Consider the following 20,782-nt stretch of genomic DNA (forward strand, 5'->3'; position numbering starts at 1 on the left):
AACTGAAACAGAAGATTGAGACAGCGCGTTAGAACACGCTGTCTGCGGTTGCCGCGCCAACAACGCTAAACACCGCGCCGACGCTGATCGCCCGGAAGGTGACCGTGGCGACCTCAGCGAGTGGAACCGCTGGTGGCGACCCTACGAACGTCGCCGGTGCGTCGAAGATGGCCGCAAGGATCGCCACCGAGCCGAAAGCAACGACCATCAGCGAGATAAACCGGATCGGCACCCCGACGACCTGCTGTTCATCATCGGGGTCACGTTTCGTGTCCGCCTGGTAGAGCGCGCCGTAGCCGATCAGCGACACAAGCAGAACGTTGAGTGCAGCCTGCAGTTGGCTCATACTCGCCGCTAGCGTCCAGACTTCCTCGGTGACGACAAACGGGCCGGCCAACAGAAAGCCGCCGACAAGCTGCTGGGCGGAATCAGCAAGCCGAAACTGGCGTCGGAGCTGCGTCCCGGAGGGAAGCACGGCGCGTGGGCGCATACGAGAAGCATGAACGGCGGCGGTATAAAATCGGAGGCCGTCGACGACAATGACGATGTGTTTAGGGATCGGCGGCCAAGACCCAGCCATGAGCGCACGCGAGGAGTTCGACAGTTGGGCTGCCGAGGGTCGCGATAAGGGGATGGAGGATCGCCACTGGCATACCGCCAAACACGTCCTCGCGCGAATGCCAGTTGAGGCTGGCGAGACGGTCGTCGACCTTGGAACGGGCAGCGGCTACGCGCTGCGAGCCCTCCGGGAGACCGCCGATATCGGTCGCGGCTACGGCCTCGACGGCGCCCCAGAGATGGCACGCAACGCCGCCAGCTACACCGACGACGACGCCATCGGCTTTCTCGTTGGCGACTTCGACGCCCTGCCGGTTGCCGACAACAGCGTCGACCACGTCTTCTCGATGGAGGCGTTCTACTACGCCCGCGATCCGAGTCATACGCTTGAAGAAATCCGGCGGATTCTCCGACCGGGCGGGACGTTCTACTGCGCGGTCAACTACTACGAGGAAAATGAGGCGAGCCACACCTGGCAGGACAACATCGCCATCGAGATGACGCGCTGGAACAGGGCGGAGTACCGGGAGGCGTTTCGGGACGCCGGCCTCCATGTCGCCGAACAGGATACCATCGCCGACCGCGAGATCGACATCCCACCGGCCGAGGCGTTCCCAACTGATGACTGGGAGACGCGAGCGGCGATGGTCGATCGCTACCGGACGTGGGGGACGCTGCTAACCGTCGGTGTCACCCCATAGTGTCGTAGCGCACGGGAAAGCCAGACACTCGGGAAGCGTCGTGGCGATAAGCAGGCACCGCCGTCGAGTGCCAGTTCACCGGCCACGTCGTTGAAAAGATCGATACGGAGCAAGCAGTCACGTGACTCACAGCACCGCCGCCGCGATCATCGGCGTCAAAAACGCCTCGATGAGCGCGGCAACAACGAGGACAACCGCCAACCCAAGCAACACCCGGTAGGCCAATCGGAAAGCGCCAACAAATCTTGAGAGGGTGGCCCGGCCGGTGACGACATCGAGAGCCACAGCCGCGATATGGAACCCAAGCCCGCCGGCAATGAAGATGGCCGGCAGTTCGATAATCCCATGTGGGGCGACCAAGGCGAGAAACGCCGTCGAGTCGATGACGCCGTATAGCCCACCGATGAGCGCGCCGTTGAGCAGCATATCAACGCCTGTTGGTACGCCGAGGGCAACCCCGCCGAAGGCGGCCGTCGCCGAGACGAGCCAGTTGTTGGCTGCCAGCATGACGAACGTGTCGACGGGGTAGCTGCCAAACACCATGCTCGGCTCGGCTGGCGTCGGAAGCTCCGCACCGAAGCCGCTCGTCGTCTGGAAGCCGATGATCGCAGCAGCAGTAAAGATAGCTGTCGCAAACACCACCGACAGCGGCGCATGCCGGAGGAAGCCACCAAGCGCGCCCACCCCATCGCGGAAGGCGGCGACGAAGCGAGTGCGGTGAGGCCGAGTCGGGTCGGCCGCAGGTGAGGGGTCAGTCGCCGGCGAATCATCCGCTCCAGCCACGATCGGGAACAGCCGATCAGCATAGATGCCGAACTTCACGATATCGAGAAACGGCAACAACAACAGCGGCCCGACCAGTCCTGAGAGCTGTGAAACCCCGAGCAGCGAGAACAACGAGCCGAGGATCGACAGCACCGCAAACACGGTGAGTGCGACGAGAACATAGCCGATAAACGCCCAAGGGCGCGCGAAGGGGAGGCGCACACTCCGGCGAACACCGCCAACCAGCCCAACATCGTCGACAACGATCGACTGACCAACAAAGAGCAACAGTAACGAACTCACCACAATGAGGCCGCCGCCGAGGAGAACGCCGACGACGGTAGTGACGGCACCGGCGGCCGGCGAAAGCGAAAACAGACTCACCCCGATCCCGATCGGGACAAGGCCGAGAACGGTAACCAGCGTCTGGAGGATCGACAGCCCAACGAACGACGACCAGTCAGCGGCAAGCCCCGCAAGGGCTGTTCGAATCCCATCGTCACCATTGAGCGCGCCGTAGACGCCATGGAGGGCGACCGCATTCGAGAGGCCGGCAGCGACGACGCCGACGAGCAGTGCGCTCCCGACGCCGACGACCAACAGGGCGATGATAGCCGGCGAAAACACGTCGATGACGGCTGATTCAAGCCCTGCTGGGATATCCGGCGGCGTTGCTGCCATCGCCTCGGGGTCGAGATCGGTTGTTTGGAGATATGTTTCGAGTTCGGTCACCAGCGCTTCGAGGCGGCCATCGTTGACGAGGAGGGCGAGGACAGCACCGATTGACACCACCACCGGGACGCGGACGGTGGCGGTCAGCCCGATCCCGAGCAGATAGACCGGCAGCACCTCAGCCGGGCGGTCAACGAGGAGCCGAAGGCCGGTTTGGAGGGCGGATCCAACGGTCACACAGCGTCGTAGACATCGGGGGCCCCTAATGGCTCCGAATCACCGCGAACGCCGTGGCGACAGCACCCTGTGTCTGCAGTTTGCAGTCGAAACCGAGGTGGGTGAAACGAGACACACATCGCTGCCACCGGGGTCGTCAAGTGCGTTCGCCACCAACCACCGCCAATGAGTGACGCGGATGCTGCGCCCCTCCAGCCCGACCGGCCGGGCGAGGATCGCCCCTTCACCGTCGACGCGCCGTTTGAGCCCGCGGGCGACCAGCCAGACGCCATCGAGCAGTTGGTCGCGGGCTACGAGTCGGGGATGGACGAACAGACGCTGCTCGGCGTGACCGGATCGGGCAAGACGAACACGGTGTCGTGGGTCGTTGAAGAACTCGATACGCCGACGCTCGTCTTGGCGCACAACAAGACGCTGGCAGCCCAACTCTACGAGGAATTTCGGGAGCTGTTCCCCGACAATGCCGTCGAATACTTCGTCTCCTACTATGACTACTACCAGCCCGAAGCCTACGTCGAGCAGACCGACACCTACATCGACAAGGATATGTCGATCAACGAGGAGATCGAGCGGCTGCGACACTCCGCGACCCGGTCGCTGTTGACGCGGGATGACGTAATCGTCGTCGCCAGCGTCTCGGCGATCTACGGGCTGGGTGATCCGAACAACTACCGCGAGATGGCCCTCGAACTGACGGCGGGCCAGCAGATCGACCGCGACGACCTCCTCGGTCGGCTGGTCGACCTCAACTACGAGCGCAACGACGTTGACTTCCAGCAGGGCTCCTTCCGAGTGCGCGGCGACACCGTCGAGATCTTCCCGATGTACGGTCGCTACGCCGTCCGTGTGGAGTTTTGGGGCGATGAGATCGACCGCCTGCTGAAGATCGACACGCTCAACGGCGAAGTCCAGTCAACCGAGCCGGCGGCCCTCATCCACCCCGCCGAACACTACTCGATTCCCGAGGGCACCCTCGAACAGGCGATCAACGAGATCGAGGCGTTGATGGAAGACCGTGTCCGGTACTTCGAGCGCGAGGGCGATCTCGTCGCCGCCCAGCGGATCGAGGAGCGGACAACCTTCGATATCGAGATGTTGCAGGAGACGGGCTACTGCTCGGGGATCGAAAACTACTCGGTTCACATGTCGGATCGAGAGTCCGGCGAAGCCCCCTACACACTGCTCGATTACTTCCCCGACGATTTCCTGTGTGTCGTTGATGAGTCACACGTTACCTTGCCACAAATCAAGGGCCAATACGAGGGCGACAAATCCCGCAAGGACTCGCTGGTCGAAAACGGGTTCCGGCTACCGACGGCCTACGACAACCGCCCGCTGACCTTCGAGGAGTTCGAGGAGAAGACGAACCGGATGCTCTACGTGAGTGCGACGCCCGGCGACTACGAACTGGAGCACTCCGCACAGGTCGTCGAGCAGATCGTCCGGCCGACCTACCTCGTCGATCCCGCCGTCGAAACCGCGCCCGCGACCGGCCAGATCGACGACCTGACCGACCGCATCGACGAGCGGATCGACCGCGACGAACGAACGCTCGTCACGACGCTCACCAAGCGGATGGCCGAAGACCTCACCGAGTATCTCGAAGAAAGCGGCGTCGATGTCGCTTACATGCACGACGAGACCGACACGCTCGAACGCCACGAGCTGATCCGAAGCCTCCGGCTCGGCGAGATCGACGTGCTGGTCGGCATCAACCTCCTGCGCGAGGGGCTGGATATTCCGGAGGTCTCGCTGGTGGCGATTCTCGACGCCGATCAAGAGGGCTTCCTCCGCTCGGAGACGACACTCGTCCAGACAATGGGGCGGGCCGCCCGCAACGTCAACGGCGAAGTCGTTCTCTACGCCGACGAGACGACCGACGCGATGGAGGCCGCTATCGACGAAACCCAGCGTCGCCGCCGGATTCAACGCGAGTTCAACGAAGAACACGGCCACGAGCCGACAACGATTGACAAAGCCATCGGCGAGACGAACCTGCCGGGGTCGAAAACCGACACCGGCGGCGTGGCGACCGACCAACCGACGACCGACGACGAGGCCGCCCGCCAGATCGAGCAGTTGGAAGATCGAATGCAGGAGGCCGCCAACAATCTCGAATTCGAACTCGCCGCTGACATCCGTGACCGGATTCGGGAGCTACGCCAGGAGTTCGATCTCGACGGCGGTGACGAGGGCGTTGCACCCGAAACAGAGCCGGAGTTCTGAAACAGGATCGTCACCCCCGATATCCGGATGGCTGGCTGGCGTACTATCACACACGGTCAGTCGACACATCTGTATTCACGATCCCGGTCGTGAGGATGTACTGGACGGCCTGTTCAACAGTCATATCGACATCTTCGATCCTGCTGACCGGGACATGGGTGAGATGACCGCCCATCACCGGATTGGGAGCCATCGGGAGGAAGACAGTTTGATACGTTGCCGAATCATCGCCCATGAGACGGTTGGCAGCCGTCTCAACGCTTTCCGGTGGCGATTCAGACGTGAGAAACGCCAGAGTGTAGGCGTTGTCGGCTGGAAACTCGACCAGTTTCACCTCCCGAAACTGGGCGCCATCTTCGCTGGGATCCAACACCAGATCGCTCATCTGCCGCGTTGTCTGATAGACCGATCCGATGCCCGGGATCTGTGTCACATAGCTATCCACCGTTTTGATGATGTTCTCGCCGACCTGCTGTTGTGCGACCGTTCCGATTACCAACACCAAAATCGCAATGAGCACCACACTCAACGCCTGAATAATAATCACGACGGTCTCCGATTCAACACCACTCTCAGACAGTATCTCACTGATCGGTGAGAGTGCCCCGCCGATAAAATTAAACAGAGACAACAGTACCCACGCAGACACAGCGAGTGGGATTACTACGGCGATACCCGTCAGAAACCTCGTTTTGAGATGTTGCTCTGGCATCTAACGCAGGCGTGTCGCCGTAGGATAAAGAAGGTTACAGCGGGGGAGGACGCGAGTGCGCTGTGTCCGCCACTCAGCCGACGAGAAGGGTATGAAGAGACCGAGTGAAAGACACCCTTGCACCCAAAACAGAGCCCGAGTGCTGAGCGACAGACCATCATCACCCACCGGGAACCGCGGAAACGCCTTTGACTGTGCACCGCGAGGAGGTAGATATGGACTCATCGTCGGCCGACGCCAGCCCGCAGTTCGACGAGATCGACCCGCCGGCGGTCGACAACTGGCTTGATCTGATCGACCACCTCACCGGCGAACTCGCTGAAAACGAGGAGGCACTCGAATGCGAACTCGACGACGTAACCCTCGACATCCCGATGCGGATGAGCCCTGACGCCGAAACCGCCCGCTGGAAGTTCGATGGCGACGTAACCGTCAGCCTCGGGGAAGTGCGCGTCCCACTCCGAGAGTGGCGCGAATACTGGGACAACGCCGAATAACTATTCCATCTCGGCGTCGGGTTCGACATCGGGTTCGAGATCAAGTTCCTCCTCATCGTCAACCTCAACACCGACATTCGAGTGGTCGGCCTCCGTGAGATTCGTCAGCAGTTCGTCGATATTGTCGAGCCCAAGGATCGACCGCGTTTCCTCGTCGAAATCCCGGCTTTCGAGTGCGGAGGCCGCCGACTGGGTGTCACCCCCGCTGAGATGGCCGCCGTAGCGACCGACCAGCGAGGTGAGTTCCTGCGGGATGATGAACGTCGAGGAGTCGCCCTGGCCGATGCGTTCGAGACTCTCCATGCCGCGTTCGATGATTGCGCGTTCGCCCATCGACTCGGCAGATTTGGCGCGAAGCACCGTGGAGATAGCGTCACCTTGCGCTTCGAGGATCTGGCTCTGTTTGTCACCCTGTGATCGGATGATATCGGCCTGTTTGTCACCCTCAGCGGTTTCGACGGCCGAGCGGCGTTCACCCTGTGCTTCGAGGATCATCGCCCGGCGACGACGCTCGGCGGAGCTCTGTTCTTCCATCGCGCTTTTGACGCCGGCGGCGGGGCTGACTTCCCGCACCTCGACGGCTTCAACGCTGATCCCCCACTCGTCGGTCGGCTCGTCGAGATCGCGGCGAATGCGGCTGTTGATCTCATCGCGCCGCGAGAGCGTATCGTCGAGTTCGAGGTCGCCGATCACGGCTCGGAGCGTCGTCTGCGCGAGATTCGAGATCGCGGTTTCGTAGTTATCAACCTCCAGAAACGCCTTTTTCGCGTCGACGATCCGGTAGTAGACGACCGCGTCGGCCGTGACCGGCGAGTTGTCACGGGTGATCGCCTCCTGTGGGGCCACGTCGATGACGCGGGTGCGGACATCGAAGGCGTAGGTACGGGAGACAAACGGCGGGACAAGATGCAGCCCCGGTTCGAGCAGGCTGCGGTACTCGCCGAAGACCGTCAGCGCGCGCTTTTCGTAGGCGTCGACGATCTCAACGGCGCTGACGAGGGTGACCGCGAGGACAAAGAGGGCAAGCGCGCCGACGGCAACGATCGGATCGAGACTGGCGAAGACTAACAGCCCGACGACGGCGGCACCAACGGCGGCCACCGTTCGCCAAACGCCATCGGGGATGTCATCGCTGAGGGCGGCGAGTTCATCGAACTCAGAGCGGGAGGACATAGCGGAACAAGGCGATGGCGACACTTACGCCTATCCCCCGCTGGCGACGATGCCGGTGGGGTCGACACGAAAGGAGCGTTTTTGAGCTCACGGAACCGAACACTGGTGTGTTCAGCCTCAACGTCCCCGTTCCGGGAGCCGTCAAGCGGCTCGCAAACGACCTCCAGCCACAACTCCTCGATTTCGAGCAGGTTCGGGACGACCACACGCTCGTCGTCAAGCGGTTCCCGGACGACGAGTTGGCAAACGGCCATCCGGAGCATCAGTTAGCGACGCTGCAGGAACGGCTGCGACCGGTGATCAGCGGGTTGCCTGCAGTCGAAGCAAAGGTTACGGGGATCGACAGCTTCGAGCAGCCGGTACGTGGCGACGGCCCAGTGGTGTATCTCACCATCGAGAGCCCCGGACTCAACCGGATTCACCGCACGCTTACCGACTCATTTGGCGTGGTTGATGATCTCGAAGGCGACGACTACACGCCGCACGTCACGCTGGCTCGCGGCGGGTCGGCTGCGGCAGCAGCGGCCGCAGAGCAGTTGCGAGCGCGGGAGATCGATCCGGTCACCTGGACGGTCTCTGCGCTCGTAATCTGGGATTCGAGACACCGCACGCCGGCGTCGCGGTTCGGACTGCCAGCCTGATCGGCGATCGGCGTCGCTATCTGGATTCCAGCCGCATCGCCACCGGCTCCTTCGGGTGCATCGTCAGCGACCCGCGGAGGTCCAAGGCGTCGCCAAGGTAGTCGAGTCGGTACTCCTGAGCGACGGTGGCGAGGATCAGCTTCGCTTCGAGCATCGAGAACTGCTTGCCGATGCAGTGCCGGGGGCCGCCGCCGAACGGGAAGAACGAAAACCGCGGCCGGTCGGCCGCCCGCTCCGGCGTCCAGCGATCAGGATCGAACTGGTCGGGATTGTCGTACCACCGCGGCGACCGGTGGACGACCCACTGCGGCAACATCAGGCCGCTGCCGGCCGGAATGCGGTAGCCGCCGATCTTGACATCGGCTGTCGCCTCACGGAACAGCGTGTACACCGGCGGGTAGAGCCGCATCGCCTCGTTCAGTACCTGCTCGGTGTACTCCAACTGTCGTGCGTCGGCCGCCGTCGGTGTCGCGCCGCCGAGTACCGAATCGAGTTCGGCATGGAGACGACGCTCGACCGCTGGATGTTGGGAGAGCAGATACCAGGTATAGGTCAGCATGAGCGCGGTCGTGTCGTGGCCGGCCAACAGCATCGTCATCATCTCATCACGGATCTGTCGGTCAGTCTGCTCGCCGCGATCCTTCGCGCGGAGCAACAGCGACAGCAGATCCATCGGCTCGTCAGTGTCGGCGTCGACGGGGGTGTCCGCGCCGGCCTCGTAGCCGCGTTGGCGGCGGTCGGCGACGATGTCGTCGATCACCGATTCGAGGTCGGCGATCGCCGCCCGGAACTCGCGGTTCTCGGCGGTTGGGGCCCAGTCAGGGATCAGTCGGCGGAACGGATCGGGCTCGAAGCGCGCACCCAGCGGTTCGAGGTTTTCTTGAACTCGCTGAACCCGCTTTTCGCTGATATCGGTGCCCAACATCGCGGTGACGATGATCCGCACCGTGAGCCGGGCCATCTCGATTTGGATGTCGAGGCGGTCGCCGTCGTTCCAGTCGCCGACCGCCGACTCGGTGTGCTCGACCATCATATCGCCGAGCGTCCGGATCCGACGGCCATGGAAAGCGGGGTTCGCCAGTTGGCGTTGCTGTTGCCACGTCTCGCCCTCGCTCAACAGCAGCCCATCACCCAGCAGTTCATAGATCGCGTCGTCGCCGAGATCCAGTTTTGGGAACCGGTCGGGTTCGGTGACGAGGACGCGCTTGATGTCCTGTGGGTTCGTCAGCATATACAGCGGGATCGGGCCGAGATCGAAGGCGACGACGTCGCCGTAAGCGTCGGCGCAGGCCGTCATGAACTGGAAGGGGTCATCGGCGAACTGCTGGCCGTTACCGAACAGCGGGACACCCTGCGGACCCGGGGGCCGAATACTCATAGATTTGGTTGGGGACGAACGAGATTAAGGGTTCGGCCGGGGGCTCCCAAGAGGGAGTATCCCGGAGTACTACCGCGAAGCAAACCGTCTGCGGCGAGCGGTATTAGAACAGTGCCCCAAGCAGCGCAAACAGCACCACCACCAGCAACGCATACGCGAGGATGCCGCCCGCGTAAATCTTCGATAAGGGTTCATCCTCGAAGCCGGCACGCGGCGAAAGAAGGAAGAAGAGCATCGCCGGGGTCGACAACACGATCCGACCGATATCCGCCCGCCCGTTGGCCAACAGTCGCCGGAGAGTTTGCTCGTATTCCATCGGTGTTGTGAGAATGTTGCCAGCGACCGACAAAAAGACCGCGAGACAAGATGGAGGCTGCCGTGCGACGAGCCCGCTCGTAGCGCCGGTCGCACCAGCCTCAGATCGGGTCGTCCGGATCGTGGCTCTCGGCGACCGATTGGGCTTCCGTCGCATATCGAGATTGCTCATCGGGATCAACCGGAGCAAGATCATCCTCGTCGGCGTCGATGGCAGCGGTAATCGGCTCGCTTCGCTGTTGGAGGAGCGTTGCCGATAGCTCCTTGCGAAGCTGTTGGGTGCCGTCAGTCGTCGCATACACGAACGAGATCAGGTTGCGGTCGTCGTACTCGCGTTCGACCAGCCAGAGCCGGGCCATACCAAGAGGTATCGAAGGACCAACATGTGGCTGTCGATCCGACACGACCCCGTCAGTGCTGCTATCGCGTTACGTTCAATTGTCTGCCACCGGTACTGTCGATGATGGATGGTGGAACGCTCCGGGAACGCGCCGGCAAGTTGCCCACCGAGCCCGGCGTCTACCAGTTTCAGGCCGGCGACCGGGTGTTGTACGTCGGCAAAGCTGTCGATCTTCGCTCCCGGGTGCGTTCCTACACCGATCCACGCAGCGACCGCATCGCACAGATGGTCGCCCGCGCCGAGTCGCTTGAGGTCGCCGTCACCGACACCGAAACCCAGGCCCTCCTGCTGGAAGCCAACCTGATCAAACGCCATCAACCGCGGTACAACGTCCGCTTGAAGGATGACAAATCCTACCCGTTGGTGCAGTTCACCGACCACGAAATCCCGCGAATCGAGAGCACCCGCGACCCCAACGACGCCGCGACCGTCTTCGGCCCCTTCACCGACAAGGGCCGGATCGAAACCGTGATCAAGGCGATCCGATCGGTCTACGGGCTGCGTGGCTGTTCGGAACACAAGTATCAGGGCCGGGATCGCCCCTGTCTCGATTACGAGATGGGGCTGTGTACCGCGCCCTGTACCGGCGAGATCGATGCCGAAAGCTACCGTGAGGATGTTGAGGCGGCGATCCGGTTTTTCGAAGGCGAAACCGGCGTGCTGGCCGATCCGCTCCGCCGGGAGATGGAGGCCGCCGCCCAAGAGCAGGCCTTCGAGCGCGCCGCGAATCTCCGCGACCAACTCGACACCGTCGAGACGATCCACGACGACAGCGAGCGGGCGGTCGCCAGCGGCGATGCGGCTGAGGCGGGTGGCGACGAGACGGTCGCGGACGTACTCGGCGTCGCTGTCGACGGCGACCACGCAACCGTCGCCCGGCTTCGCAGCGAGCGCGGCCAGCTCGTCGATCGCTCCCGGCACAGCCTTGATGCCCCCGACGAAGCCGACGGCGGCGACCGCGTGGCCGCGTTGCTCTCGGCGTTTTTGCCGCAGTATTACGCTGAACGCCAACTGCCGGATGCGATCCTGCTCTCCGAACGCCCAGATGACGATGACGTGATCGAGTGGCTGGAGCGCGAGGGTGTCGCGGTTCGCGTCCCGGGTGCGGGCCGGGAGGCAACCCTTGTCGAACTCGCGCTGAAAAACGCCCGGCAGGGGCCGGTCGATGGCGACCCACTCGCAGCCCTCGGGGAGGCCCTCGGAATCGACCGCCCGGGCCGGATCGAGGGGTTCGATGTGAGCCACAGTCAGGGCAAAGCGGTCGTCGGCAGCAACGTCTGTTTCGTCGACGGCAGCGCGGAGACAGGCGACTACCGCCGGAAGCAGCTCACCGACCGCAACGACGACTACGCCAACATGCGGGAGTTGATCGAGTGGCGGGCGGATCGCGCCTTAGAGGGTCGTGACGACCGCCCCGATCCCGACCTCCTGTTGGTCGACGGCGGCGAGGGCCAGCTCGGGGCCGCGATGGACGCCCTCGACAAGACGGGGTGGGACGTGCCGGTCGTCGCACTGGCGAAGGACGAGGAGTTGGTGATCACGCCTGACCGCGTCTTCGACTGGCCGAGCGACGCCGACCACCTCCACGTCTGTCAGCGCGTCCGCGATGAGGCCCACCGGTTCGCCGTCCAGTACCACCAACAGCTTCGGGACGACGTGTCGACCGCACTTGATGGGATTCCCGGCGTTGGCCCCGAAACCCGAAAGCGACTACTCCGGCGATTTGGCAGCGTCGACAACGTGCGGGATGCCTCCCAGACCGACCTGCAGGCTGTCGACGGCGTCGGGGAGAAAACGGCGGCGACGATCGCGGAACGACTGTAAGGTGGGGATTCCGAATCCATACATCATTAAGGTCGCTGAGGCGATGGGACTGGTATGGACTACACGCTCGCAGTTGAGAACGCGCCGGAGACGATCAGCGGTGGGACAGGCGTCCTCCTACTGCATCCCTCGATCGGCGAAACCGACCGCATCGACACCGACTTCTTCAAAACCGACACCGACCACTTCCTCGTTGTCTCAACCCGGACGACCGCCCGCGAGGTCGAACAGAAGCTCGAACACTACGATGTCGACGAGGACAGCGCGGTCATCCTCGATACGCTGTCGGTCGAACGCGGCTACTCCCGGCGCGGCACCGACGATGTCCACTACGTCTCCGCCCCCGACGACCTCGATGGAATCGTCGCCAAGGTCGAGGAGTTCCTCACCAGCCACGACGGAAAGGTGCGGCTCAGCGTCGACTCCCTTACCGAGATGATCTACTACGCCGACGAGGACGGCGTCGTCGATGCAACTGAAAAGCTGCTTGCGCTACTGGCCGAGCACGACGCAGTCGGTCTCTTCCACCTCTCGAAGGAGGTTCACGACGAGGCGACGCTGGATCGCTTCCGCGAGCGCTTCGACGGCGTCATCGATCTCGCCGACGACGGCAGCGTCACCACCGAATTTTAAGCGGTCGTCGATCAGTCGATTCGGTAGGTTGCCTCGACGGATGCACTGACAGTGACATCGTCAGGCTGGAGCTCCGTCGAGCCACCGGCAGCATCTTCGGCAACGGCGTAGCGTTCGTAGGTCGGCGAGAGCCCACCACCGGCGGCGTTGAGCTGCTGTACCGACACCACCCGTGAGTCGACGCGGGCGGCGAGGACATCCGCCTCGTCGCGGGCGGTATCAACAGCCGCTTTGAGGGCATCCTCCCGCAATGATTCGCGGGTCGACTCCGCAAGCGTGTACTCGATGCGGCCAATGGAGTCGGCTCCGCCATCGATCGCGGTGTCGATCACGTCGCCGGTCGTATCGACATCGTCGACCTCGATGGTGATGGTGTGGGTGCCTTCGTAGCCGGTCTGTTCGGGCTCAGTACCCGGTTCGCGGCGTGTGTACTCCGGTCGGATCGCAAACCGCCCAGTCGTGAGTTGGTCGTCGTCAAGACCGGCGTTCCGGAGGGCCTGCCGGAGGCTATCAGAGCGCGTTGACAGCGCATCGCGGACGGCGGCCGCGTTGTCGCCGGTGGCCTCGACGCTGGCCTCGATGACCGCGCGGTCGGGAGCGGCCTGCATCTCTGCCGACCCGGTAACGGTGACTGTCCGACCGCTATCGCCGTCGCCAGCGGCGGTGTCGGTTGCTTGCTGTGCGGTGCCGAGACAGCCGGAGAGGCCGGCCGCGCCGGCTGCTGCCGTGCCGATGAGGAACTCACGTCGCTGCATGGTCGCTCACAGGTGGCCTGCGGATGAATAGGTTCCTAAAGGTGAAACGGCGGTTTGAGTCGGCTGTGGCGGCTACTCGCGGAGTTCGGCAAATGTCTTCTCAGCCCACTCGATAGCGTAGGCCGCGCCGTGTTCGCGGTAGGCCGTCGTCTCGAGCGCGCTGAACGGCGTCGGAAGGTCGAGATCGTGTTTGATCGCCGCACAGGCGTACTCGGTTGCCTCGGGAAACGTCATCTCGTTGTGGGCGACCGCCCGCGAGAGATCATCGAGCCGGGGTTCGAGTCGCTGGCCGGCATCGATCCACGCGTCGTACAACGGTTCGAACTCATCGTCGTCAGCCCACGACGCAAACACCTCGCGGGTCTGCAGCCCGACCCAGCCCTCGAAGAGGGCGGCGGCAATCTGGTAGACATCGGTGCCGTTGAGCCCGACCGCCGCATCAAGGTCGGGATACTGTTCGCCGAAAAACGGGAGAAAATGCTCGGGGACATCGCAGTCGAGTTGGACGAAGGCTTCGGCGATGAGGAAATTGAGAAAGTCATCGGGGGTGTTCTCGGCGCGCTGTTTGACCAGGACGGTCGGCGGCTCGGTCTGGGTCGTCCAGACGACGGTGCCGTCATCGGGGGTGCCGATCGTAAAGGCCTCGCCAGCGTACTGCTGGAGAACCGTTGGCGCGGTCTCGGGCAGCCAATCGGCGGGGTAGCTGGCCGGATCGAGGCGGTCGGCCAGCAAGCCGAGATCCTCGGCGACCGCCGGCGGCAACGTGTCAAAATCGGTCTCGACATCCAGCACGGTCGCCTCGGAGGCGTGTCGCTGACGGACAGTTGACAGCAGCGGCGACAGCGATCGCTCGGAGAACATCAGGCGAAGACGTACGAGAGGATGATTCCGACCGCAAAGACGGCCGACAGAAGCACGGTGCCGAGCACAACCTTGGTGGCCTGCGACATATCGTCGGCTTCGACGGGGGCGGTAATAAAGCCTTCACTGCCGGACGCCGACCGCGCGCACCGGCGCGCCGTCGCCGCCGAGGGCAAGCGGGTACGCCCGGAGCTCGAACCGCTCGGTCACGCTCCCGAGGTTTGTCAGATTCTCAACGATCAGGCAGTTCTCGCCGAGCAGCGCCTGGTGGGCCGCAAAATCAGTCGATTCGTCGTCGCCGGCCTGTGGGCTCGGTGTCGGATCGGGGCTCAACGCGTCGACACCGACCGCCAGATCATGGTCGGCACAGCGGGCCGCCGTTTCGGGGGCAATGTAGGGGTGATCGAGATAGCGGTCAGTGTTCCAGTGGTCGTCCCAGCCAGTCCAGCAGACGACCATGTCGGCGTCGGCCAAGGCGTCGTCTGCGGGGAGTCGTTCCGGGGTGATAGCCTCGCGGGCGGTACAGTCCCGGCAGTCGACCCGAACGGCGTCGAAGACGAAGCGGTCGAGCGAGAACGCCGACAGCGGATCGCCGTCCGGTTCGGTGTGGAGTGGCGCGTCGATGTGGGTGCCGGTGTGACTGCCGCATGAGAGCGATTCAACATGGTAGCCGTCGGCGGCGTGGGTCGCATGGTCGGTCACGCTGACCGCCGGATCACCAGGATAGGTCTGCATCCCATCCTCGATGGGGTGGGTAAGATCGACATGGTCGGGCATAGTCGGTAATGGCGTAGGCCGGCCAAAGAGGCTGTGACGACAACAACGATTTTACCGCCGCCGGACGCGACCATAGGTATGTATCTGGATATCGGCAACGCACTCGGCGGCAGTCCCGGTCTTACCGAAGACACCCTCGATCACCTCGATGAGCGAGTCGGGATCGCCCACGAGCGCATCGAGCAGGGCCGCGCGGACAACGAACACGGCTACGCCGCGCTCAACCTCCCTGAGACGGTCGACACCGACGCGATCCGCGCGGCGGTTGAGCCGTTCGGCACCCCCGAGGCCGTGCTGACGGTCGGCATCGGCGGCAGCGCGCTCGGCGCGGCAACCATCTCCGCTGCCCTCGCGGATCAGACCGACGTGGAGGCGCACTTCCTCGACAACGTCGACCCCGAGGACACCGCCGAACTCCTCGACTCGCTGCCGCTCGACGACACTGTCGTCAACGTCGTCTCCCGGTCGGGCACCACGGCGGAAACCCTCTCGAACTTCCTCGTCGTCCGCGAGGCGATGGACGACGCCGGCGTCGACTGGACCGAGCAGACCTTCGTGACCACGGGCGACGAGGGCAACCTCCGAAATCTCGCGGATAAACACGACCTGCCGTCGCTCAAAGTCCCCGAAGGCGTGCCGGGTCGCTTCTCGGCGGTCTCAACAGTCGGACTGGCCTGTGCCGCACTCCAGGGCCTCGACATCGAGGATGTCGTCGCCGGTGCCCAAACCGCGATGGACGATCTCTCGGGGTCGCTGTATGAGTCGCCGGCCTACGCCTACGGCGCGGTCTGTTACGGCCTCGCCGAGCGCGGCGCGCTGACCAACGCGATGATGCCCTATGCGGAGTCGCTGGAATACTTCGCTGAGTGGTTCGCCCAACTGTGGGCCGAGAGCTTGGGCAAGGAACAGGTCGGCCAGACACCGGCGCGCGCCCTCGGTGCGACCGATCAACACTCCCAACTCCAACTCTACCGGGCCGGTCCCCGCGATAAGCTCGTCACGCTCGTCCGCCCGCGCGAACGCGAGGATATCGGCATCCCGGAAACCGATCTTGAGGGGCTGTCGTATCTTGGCGGTTCCGGCCTCGGCGACCTACTGGATGCGGAGTTCGAGGCGACCGAAGCCAGCCTCGCCGCCGAGGGGCGGCCCAACGTCCGCATCGAGATCGACGCCGTCGACGCCGAAAATATCGGCGAGTTGCTGTACGCGATGGAGGCCGCGACCGTGATGTACGGCGAACTCGCCGGGCTGTCGACGTTTACCCAGCCCGCTGTCGAATGGGGGAAGAAGGCCGCTCGCGGGCTGCTCGGCGGGGGCGACTTCGCGGAAGCCGACGCTGTCGCCGACAAGCGCACCTTCGAGATCGAGTAGCCAGATCGATCGAATCGGTGTCCCTAACAGGGGCGGCGGCGTAGCCGGCCGATAATGGCGACCGATACCGCTGGCTGGGAGCCACACGCGAAGGCCCTCGGGGAAGCCCTCCTAGTCGTGTTCGGGGCCTACCTCGTCGCCAGCGTCGTGCTTGCGGCGGTAAATCCACCCCTGGTCGACGCTGGGATCGTCTCCCCCGGCGGCACCGACGAATACCTCGCACAGTTCGCCCTCCAGTACGCCGGCTTTCTGTTGGTCACCGGCTGGTACGCCCTCGCTGTCAGAGACGAGCCGCTGATCCCGTGGGCGACGCCCGGCCGCCGGGAACTCGGACTCATCGTCGCCGGGATCGTCATCCTCGTCGGCGCGAACAATGGGATCACCCGGCTGTTTGCCGCCGTCGACGTGAGCCTCGGCGACAACGCTGCCGTGACCATCGGCACCGGTGAGCCAGCCTACCTGTTGACGATGGTGGCCTTTTCCCTACTCGTTGTCGGGCCAGCCGAGGAACTGCTGTTTCGCGGTGTTGTCCAGGGACGGCTGCGGGAAACGTGGGGGGTCTGGCCGGCGATTCTTGCGGCAACCGTGCTCTTTGGGTTGAGTCACGCCTCCGTCGCCGGCGGGGTCGCCGGGATCGCTGCCTACATTGTCACCGCAACGCTGCTCGGCGTGCTGTTGGGCTATCTCTATGAGCGCACCAACAACATCGTCGTGCCGGCGGTCATCCACGGCGTCAACAATGCCGTCATCTTTGCGTGGCTCTATCTGGGCGAGATCGGTGTTGTCTGAAAACAGCCGGCGAAACGGGCTTAGCTCGGATTCTTCCGGGCAAGGTCGCTGCCGCAGATCCGACAGCGATCGAGATTGTCGTCGTAGGTGCGGCCACAGCCCTGACACTGGAACTGCCACTCCCGCTGTTCGGTGATCCCCTCCTGGGCGATCACGTTGACGGCAACGTTGAGCCGGTCGGCGACGTTCTGCATCGCGTAGTCGTCGGTGACCAAGGTGCCGTCAAGTTCGAAGGCGGCGGCGATGAGAATGATGTCAGTCTCACTGAGTTCGTCGGCATCGCCGGTCTCTGTTGCCGCGCGGTTGATCTTCTCAACCGTCTCCTCGGAGGGGATGTGGATATGCATCCCCGCGCCCTCCTCGGCGTCGAAGCGGAAGGCGTGTTCGCCCTCCAACTCCTCGTGGACTTGCGGAACCGAGGCGGTGTCCTCGTCAGTGTGATACTCGTTGATAAACGCCGACGTGTCGAGAATCTGCATATAATTACCGAGAAACAACGATGTAGTCTTTGACCGCATCAACGGCACCGGCTGGGATTTCGAGGCGGCCATCCTCGTTGGCCGGGAAATCGGCGGACGCCGCCGAGATCCCCTCGTTGGGGGTTACAAGCAGGTCGTGGAGGCGACCGGTTTTGAGATCCATTGTGATGTTGTAGAGGTCGCCGAGTTCCGTCCCGTCGGCGCCCATCACGGCTTTGCCCGAGAGGTTTTCCGCGAGTATGTCAACCATGCCTGAGGTAGACGGGCGAACTCATATAAACGCCACGGGCGCGTCCGACGGCCGGCAGACAGCCGGTAAGTTGAAAGGCTTAACTCCGAGGGCCCGGTTCCACCGGTAACGCGGTTGCCGGAGTTCTATGCATGTCAGATCACGATACCTCACTGCGAACCCCGATCGTTGCTGTCCTCGGCCACGTCGACCACGGCAAAACCAGCCTGCTGGATAAGATCCGCGGCTCGGCGGTCAGCGAGGGCGAGGCCGGCGCGATCACCCAGCATATCGGCGCGACGGCCGTCCCACTCGAAACGATCGCCGACATGGCTGGCGACCTTGTCAAGGTCGAAGACTTCGACCTCCCGGGGCTGCTCTTCATCGATACGCCCGGCCACCACTCATTTTCGACGCTGCGCTCACGGGGTGGCGCACTCGCCGATATCGCGATCCTCGTTGTCGACGTCAACGACGGCTTCCAGCCGCAAACTGAGGAAGCCCTCGACATCCTCCAGCGCACCGGCACGCCCTTCGTCGTCGCCGCCAACAAGGCCGACACGACGCCAGGCTGGAATCCAAATGAGAACTCCCCGATCAAGCCAAGTTACGACGCCCAAAGCGACACCGCCCGCCAGCGACTCGACGAAAACCTCTATGAGATCATCGGCCAGCTATCGGACGACGGCTTTTCGGCGGATCTCTACTGGCGCGTCCAGAACTTCCAGAAGAACATCGGCGTCGTCCCCTGTTCCGCGCTGACCGGCGAGGGCGTCCCCGACATCCTCGCGGTGTTGATGGGGCTTTCCCAGCGGTTCATGAAAGCCGAGATGGAGATCGACGTGGCTGGCCCCGGCGAGGGGACAGTCTTAGAGGTCAAAGATCAACAGGGCTTCGGCGCGACGCTGGATGTTGTTGTCTACGACGGGACGATCCACGAGGGCGATCAGATCGTCGTCGGTGGGGTCAACGAGCCGATCGTCACCGAGATCCGGGCGTTGCTCCAGCCGCAGCCCAACGCCGAGATCCGGGTCGAAAACCGCTTTGAGCGCGTTGACGCGGTTGCGGCCGCCGCCGGTGTCAAGATCGCCGCCCCCGACCTCGATGATGCGATGGCCGGCGCGCCGGTGCGGGTCGTCCGCGACCGCGATGTTGACGACGTAATCAAGGAGGTCAAAGCCGAACTGGCCGAAATCGAGGTCGACACCGAGGAGGAAGGCGTCGTCGTCAAGGCCGACACCCTCGGCAGTCTCGAAGCGATGGCCAACGCCTTACAGGAGGCCGAGGTGCCGATCCTCCGGGCGGAGGTCGGCGACGTGGCACCCCGTGATATCGCGGTCGCCGGCACGGCCAGAGAGCCCGAACATACGGTAATCCTTGGGTTCAACGTCGAGGTGTTGCCGGATGCCGAGCGCGAACTCGAACAAAGCGAGGTGACGCTATTCCACGACGACGTGATCTACCAACTCGTCGAGGACTACGAGGAACACGTCGCAGAGATGCAGCGGGCCCAACAGGAGACGATCCTCGATAAGATCGTCCGGCCCGCACGGTTCCAGATCCTCGACGACCACACCTTCCGACAATCCGATCCTGCGGTCGTCGGCGTCGAGATCATGTCAGGGACGATTAAGAACAACACGAATGTTGCCAAATTCGACAACAACGAGCCCGACCGCGTCGGTGAGCTGTCGGGGATTCAGGCCCAAGGCGACGATGTCGAAGAGGCCCGCGCCGGCGAGCGTGTCAGCGTCGCCATCGACGGGCCGACGGTGGGTCGACAGATCGAGGAGGGCGACGAGCTCTGGATCGAACTACCGGAGAAACACGCCAAGATCCTCGAACAGGAGCTCAACGAGGAGATCCCAGCCGACGAACTGGAGGCGTTGTCGGGGTATCTGAATAAGCGACGAAAGCGCGATCCGTTCTGGGGCAAGTAATTCGTCGGACGCAGAAAGAGGGTATAGTACGCATCTGTAGAGATAGGATGACAGCCTGCAACGCGATAACTGGAGAGACCAAGCTGTGATGGAGATGAACGCGCGAAAGAAACCGCTGAAAACAGCCGGCAGCTTAGAGGATGTACGCGCTGTTGTTCTCGATCTGGCGAGGGGCCTGTAGCTGCTTGTAGGTGCTTCCACCCGCCGGGGCTTGTGAGATGAACGTGATCGATTCTGACTCGTTGAGCGGTGTGATACCACTAATATCCGTCAACGAGAACTCAACGACCATCAGGTCGTTTTGATCGGATAATGTATTGGCGCCGTCCTCAAGGCCTTGTTTTGGATAAAACTCGATGCCATCGCTAGCGGTGCCGGCACTCGTATTTTCACCGTTGACCACAGTCGCGTCGCCCTCGGTTTCAATCGTATACGAGACCTTGCTGAGGTTGATCGGATCAGAGCCGGACGCGAGTCGAACGCTCGCATTGAGCGTGTCGATCGTTTTGTTTGAGTTTGTCTCAAGCCCGATCACTTTACCGACCTGAACGACATCGCTAACTTCAGCCGTTGTTTCTTCACCGGTTGCCTGTGCTTGTGATTGCAGGAGGCCTGCAGTGTTGATCAACACGCCCGCGGCGATCGCCGCGACCAGCACCATCGCAATGAACACGATGAGCGTGCCGATCCCCACCTGACCTCGGTTCTCTGGTTCGAACATAGTGTGACGTCGCCCACCCGGAACAGGGTCGGCGATATCAGAACGGACTCCGAAGAGGGATATAAAATTGTGGCAGCAGTTTTCAAAATAGATAATTGTGTTAGAAATTCAGAAGGAATAAATTCAAT

At 63.0% G+C, this 20,782-nt stretch carries 23 protein-coding genes; 9 read left to right on the plus strand and 14 right to left on the minus strand.

Going from position 1 to position 20,782, the window contains the following annotated elements; genetic code table 11:
• Window positions 1–28: 28 nt before the first annotated feature.
• Entirely contained in the window at window positions 29–490 is a 462-nt protein-coding gene (locus tag DM826_RS12185) for a DUF2391 family protein (RefSeq protein ID WP_120103691.1), read from the minus strand.
• Between the two features lie 88 nt (window positions 491–578).
• On the opposite strand from DM826_RS12185, the gene DM826_RS12190 reads away from it, so the two are divergent.
• Window positions 579–1,259, plus strand: a complete 681-nt coding sequence (locus DM826_RS12190) for a class I SAM-dependent methyltransferase (RefSeq protein ID WP_120103692.1) — start codon at window positions 579–581, stop codon at window positions 1,257–1,259.
• Between the two features lie 126 nt (window positions 1,260–1,385).
• Here DM826_RS12190 and DM826_RS12195 read toward each other — a convergent pair whose 3' ends face one another.
• A complete protein-coding gene (locus DM826_RS12195) occupies window positions 1,386–2,933 on the minus strand; it encodes a stage II sporulation protein M (RefSeq protein ID WP_120103693.1) in 1,548 nt (515 codons plus the stop codon).
• 165 nt (window positions 2,934–3,098) lie between these two features.
• On the opposite strand from DM826_RS12195, the gene uvrB reads away from it, so the two are divergent.
• Window positions 3,099–5,159 (plus strand): excinuclease ABC subunit UvrB, encoded by a 2,061-nt coding sequence (gene uvrB, locus DM826_RS12200; protein ID WP_120103694.1) that lies wholly within the window; start codon window positions 3,099–3,101, stop codon window positions 5,157–5,159.
• Between the two features lie 46 nt (window positions 5,160–5,205).
• On the opposite strand, the gene DM826_RS12205 is transcribed toward uvrB, so the two are convergent.
• Window positions 5,206–5,871 (minus strand): DUF502 domain-containing protein, encoded by a 666-nt coding sequence (locus DM826_RS12205; RefSeq protein WP_120103695.1) that lies wholly within the window; start codon window positions 5,869–5,871, stop codon window positions 5,206–5,208.
• 215 nt (window positions 5,872–6,086) lie between these two features.
• On the opposite strand from DM826_RS12205, the gene DM826_RS12210 reads away from it, so the two are divergent.
• A complete protein-coding gene (locus tag DM826_RS12210; protein WP_120103696.1) occupies window positions 6,087–6,368 on the plus strand; it encodes a hypothetical protein in 282 nt (93 codons plus the stop codon).
• Here DM826_RS12210 and DM826_RS12215 read toward each other — a convergent pair whose 3' ends face one another.
• A complete protein-coding gene (locus tag DM826_RS12215; RefSeq protein ID WP_120103697.1) occupies window positions 6,369–7,541 on the minus strand; it encodes an SPFH domain-containing protein in 1,173 nt (390 codons plus the stop codon).
• Between the two features lie 107 nt (window positions 7,542–7,648).
• On the opposite strand from DM826_RS12215, the gene DM826_RS12220 reads away from it, so the two are divergent.
• The gene (locus tag DM826_RS12220) at window positions 7,649–8,182 is read left to right on the plus strand and encodes a 2'-5' RNA ligase family protein (RefSeq protein ID WP_120103698.1); all 534 of its coding nucleotides are present in this window, start codon (window positions 7,649–7,651) and stop codon (window positions 8,180–8,182) included.
• A gap of 16 nt (window positions 8,183–8,198) precedes the next feature.
• On the opposite strand, the gene DM826_RS12225 is transcribed toward DM826_RS12220, so the two are convergent.
• The 3 genes from DM826_RS12225 to DM826_RS12235 all read right to left on the minus strand — a co-directional run bounded on the left by DM826_RS12225 (window position 8,199) and on the right by DM826_RS12235 (window position 10,234).
• Window positions 8,199–9,560: a cytochrome P450 gene (locus DM826_RS12225; protein WP_120103699.1), complete on the minus strand. Its 1,362-nt coding sequence runs from the start codon at window positions 9,558–9,560 to the stop codon at window positions 8,199–8,201.
• A gap of 103 nt (window positions 9,561–9,663) precedes the next feature.
• On the minus strand, window positions 9,664–9,876 hold the full coding sequence (locus tag DM826_RS12230; RefSeq protein ID WP_120103700.1) for a hypothetical protein: 213 nt from the start codon (window positions 9,874–9,876) through the stop codon (window positions 9,664–9,666).
• A 100-nt stretch (window positions 9,877–9,976) separates the two neighbouring features.
• Window positions 9,977–10,234, minus strand: coding sequence for a hypothetical protein (locus DM826_RS12235; protein WP_120103701.1), 258 nt, complete (start codon window positions 10,232–10,234; stop codon window positions 9,977–9,979).
• Between the two features lie 104 nt (window positions 10,235–10,338).
• On the opposite strand from DM826_RS12235, the gene DM826_RS12240 reads away from it, so the two are divergent.
• A complete protein-coding gene (locus DM826_RS12240) occupies window positions 10,339–12,099 on the plus strand; it encodes an excinuclease ABC subunit C (protein WP_120103702.1) in 1,761 nt (586 codons plus the stop codon).
• A 54-nt stretch (window positions 12,100–12,153) separates the two neighbouring features.
• Window positions 12,154–12,732, plus strand: coding sequence for a DUF7090 family protein (locus tag DM826_RS12245; RefSeq protein ID WP_120103703.1), 579 nt, complete (start codon window positions 12,154–12,156; stop codon window positions 12,730–12,732).
• Between the two features lie 11 nt (window positions 12,733–12,743).
• Here the strand turns inward: DM826_RS12245 and DM826_RS12250 are convergent, their stop codons facing one another.
• The 4 genes from DM826_RS12250 to DM826_RS12265 all read right to left on the minus strand — a co-directional run bounded on the left by DM826_RS12250 (window position 12,744) and on the right by DM826_RS12265 (window position 15,125).
• Entirely contained in the window at window positions 12,744–13,487 is a 744-nt protein-coding gene (locus tag DM826_RS12250) for an SIMPL domain-containing protein (RefSeq protein WP_120103704.1), read from the minus strand.
• 72 nt (window positions 13,488–13,559) lie between these two features.
• Window positions 13,560–14,348 (minus strand): DUF7089 family protein, encoded by a 789-nt coding sequence (locus tag DM826_RS12255; protein WP_120103705.1) that lies wholly within the window; start codon window positions 14,346–14,348, stop codon window positions 13,560–13,562.
• Window positions 14,348–14,437, minus strand: coding sequence for an adenosine deaminase (locus DM826_RS13420; protein WP_120103706.1), 90 nt, complete (start codon window positions 14,435–14,437; stop codon window positions 14,348–14,350). Before DM826_RS13420 ends, DM826_RS12255 begins: the two co-directional genes overlap by 1 nt.
• Window positions 14,438–14,471: 34 nt before the next feature.
• Window positions 14,472–15,125 (minus strand): cyclase family protein, encoded by a 654-nt coding sequence (locus tag DM826_RS12265; protein ID WP_120103707.1) that lies wholly within the window; start codon window positions 15,123–15,125, stop codon window positions 14,472–14,474.
• Window positions 15,126–15,203: 78 nt separating this feature from the next.
• On the opposite strand from DM826_RS12265, the gene DM826_RS12270 reads away from it, so the two are divergent.
• Window positions 15,204–16,496 carry a glucose-6-phosphate isomerase gene (locus tag DM826_RS12270; protein WP_120103708.1) on the plus strand — a complete coding sequence of 431 codons (1,293 nt, stop codon included), beginning with the start codon at window positions 15,204–15,206 and terminating at the stop codon, window positions 16,494–16,496.
• Window positions 16,497–16,550: 54 nt separating this feature from the next.
• Entirely contained in the window at window positions 16,551–17,285 is a 735-nt protein-coding gene (locus tag DM826_RS12275; protein ID WP_120103709.1) for a CPBP family intramembrane glutamic endopeptidase, read from the plus strand.
• A gap of 20 nt (window positions 17,286–17,305) precedes the next feature.
• Here the strand turns inward: DM826_RS12275 and DM826_RS12280 are convergent, their stop codons facing one another.
• Together DM826_RS12280 and DM826_RS12285 are read right to left on the minus strand one after the other, a co-directional pair.
• A complete protein-coding gene (locus DM826_RS12280) occupies window positions 17,306–17,764 on the minus strand; it encodes an NOB1 family endonuclease (RefSeq protein WP_120103710.1) in 459 nt (152 codons plus the stop codon).
• A gap of 4 nt (window positions 17,765–17,768) precedes the next feature.
• The gene (locus DM826_RS12285; protein WP_120103711.1) at window positions 17,769–18,014 is read right to left on the minus strand and encodes a PRC-barrel domain-containing protein; all 246 of its coding nucleotides are present in this window, start codon (window positions 18,012–18,014) and stop codon (window positions 17,769–17,771) included.
• Between the two features lie 131 nt (window positions 18,015–18,145).
• Between DM826_RS12285 and infB the strand changes: the two genes are divergently transcribed.
• Window positions 18,146–19,933: a translation initiation factor IF-2 gene (infB, locus tag DM826_RS12290; RefSeq protein ID WP_120103712.1), complete on the plus strand. Its 1,788-nt coding sequence runs from the start codon at window positions 18,146–18,148 to the stop codon at window positions 19,931–19,933.
• 133 nt (window positions 19,934–20,066) lie between these two features.
• On the opposite strand, the gene DM826_RS12295 is transcribed toward infB, so the two are convergent.
• Complete coding sequence (locus DM826_RS12295) at window positions 20,067–20,654, minus strand: archaellin/type IV pilin N-terminal domain-containing protein (protein ID WP_120103713.1); 588 nt, start codon at window positions 20,652–20,654, stop codon at window positions 20,067–20,069.
• Window positions 20,655–20,782: the final 128 nt, after the last annotated feature.

Origin of the sequence: Halonotius aquaticus (genome assembly GCF_003605575.1) — an archaeon.
GTDB classification, from domain to species: Archaea; Halobacteriota; Halobacteria; order Halobacteriales; family Haloferacaceae; genus Halonotius; species Halonotius aquaticus.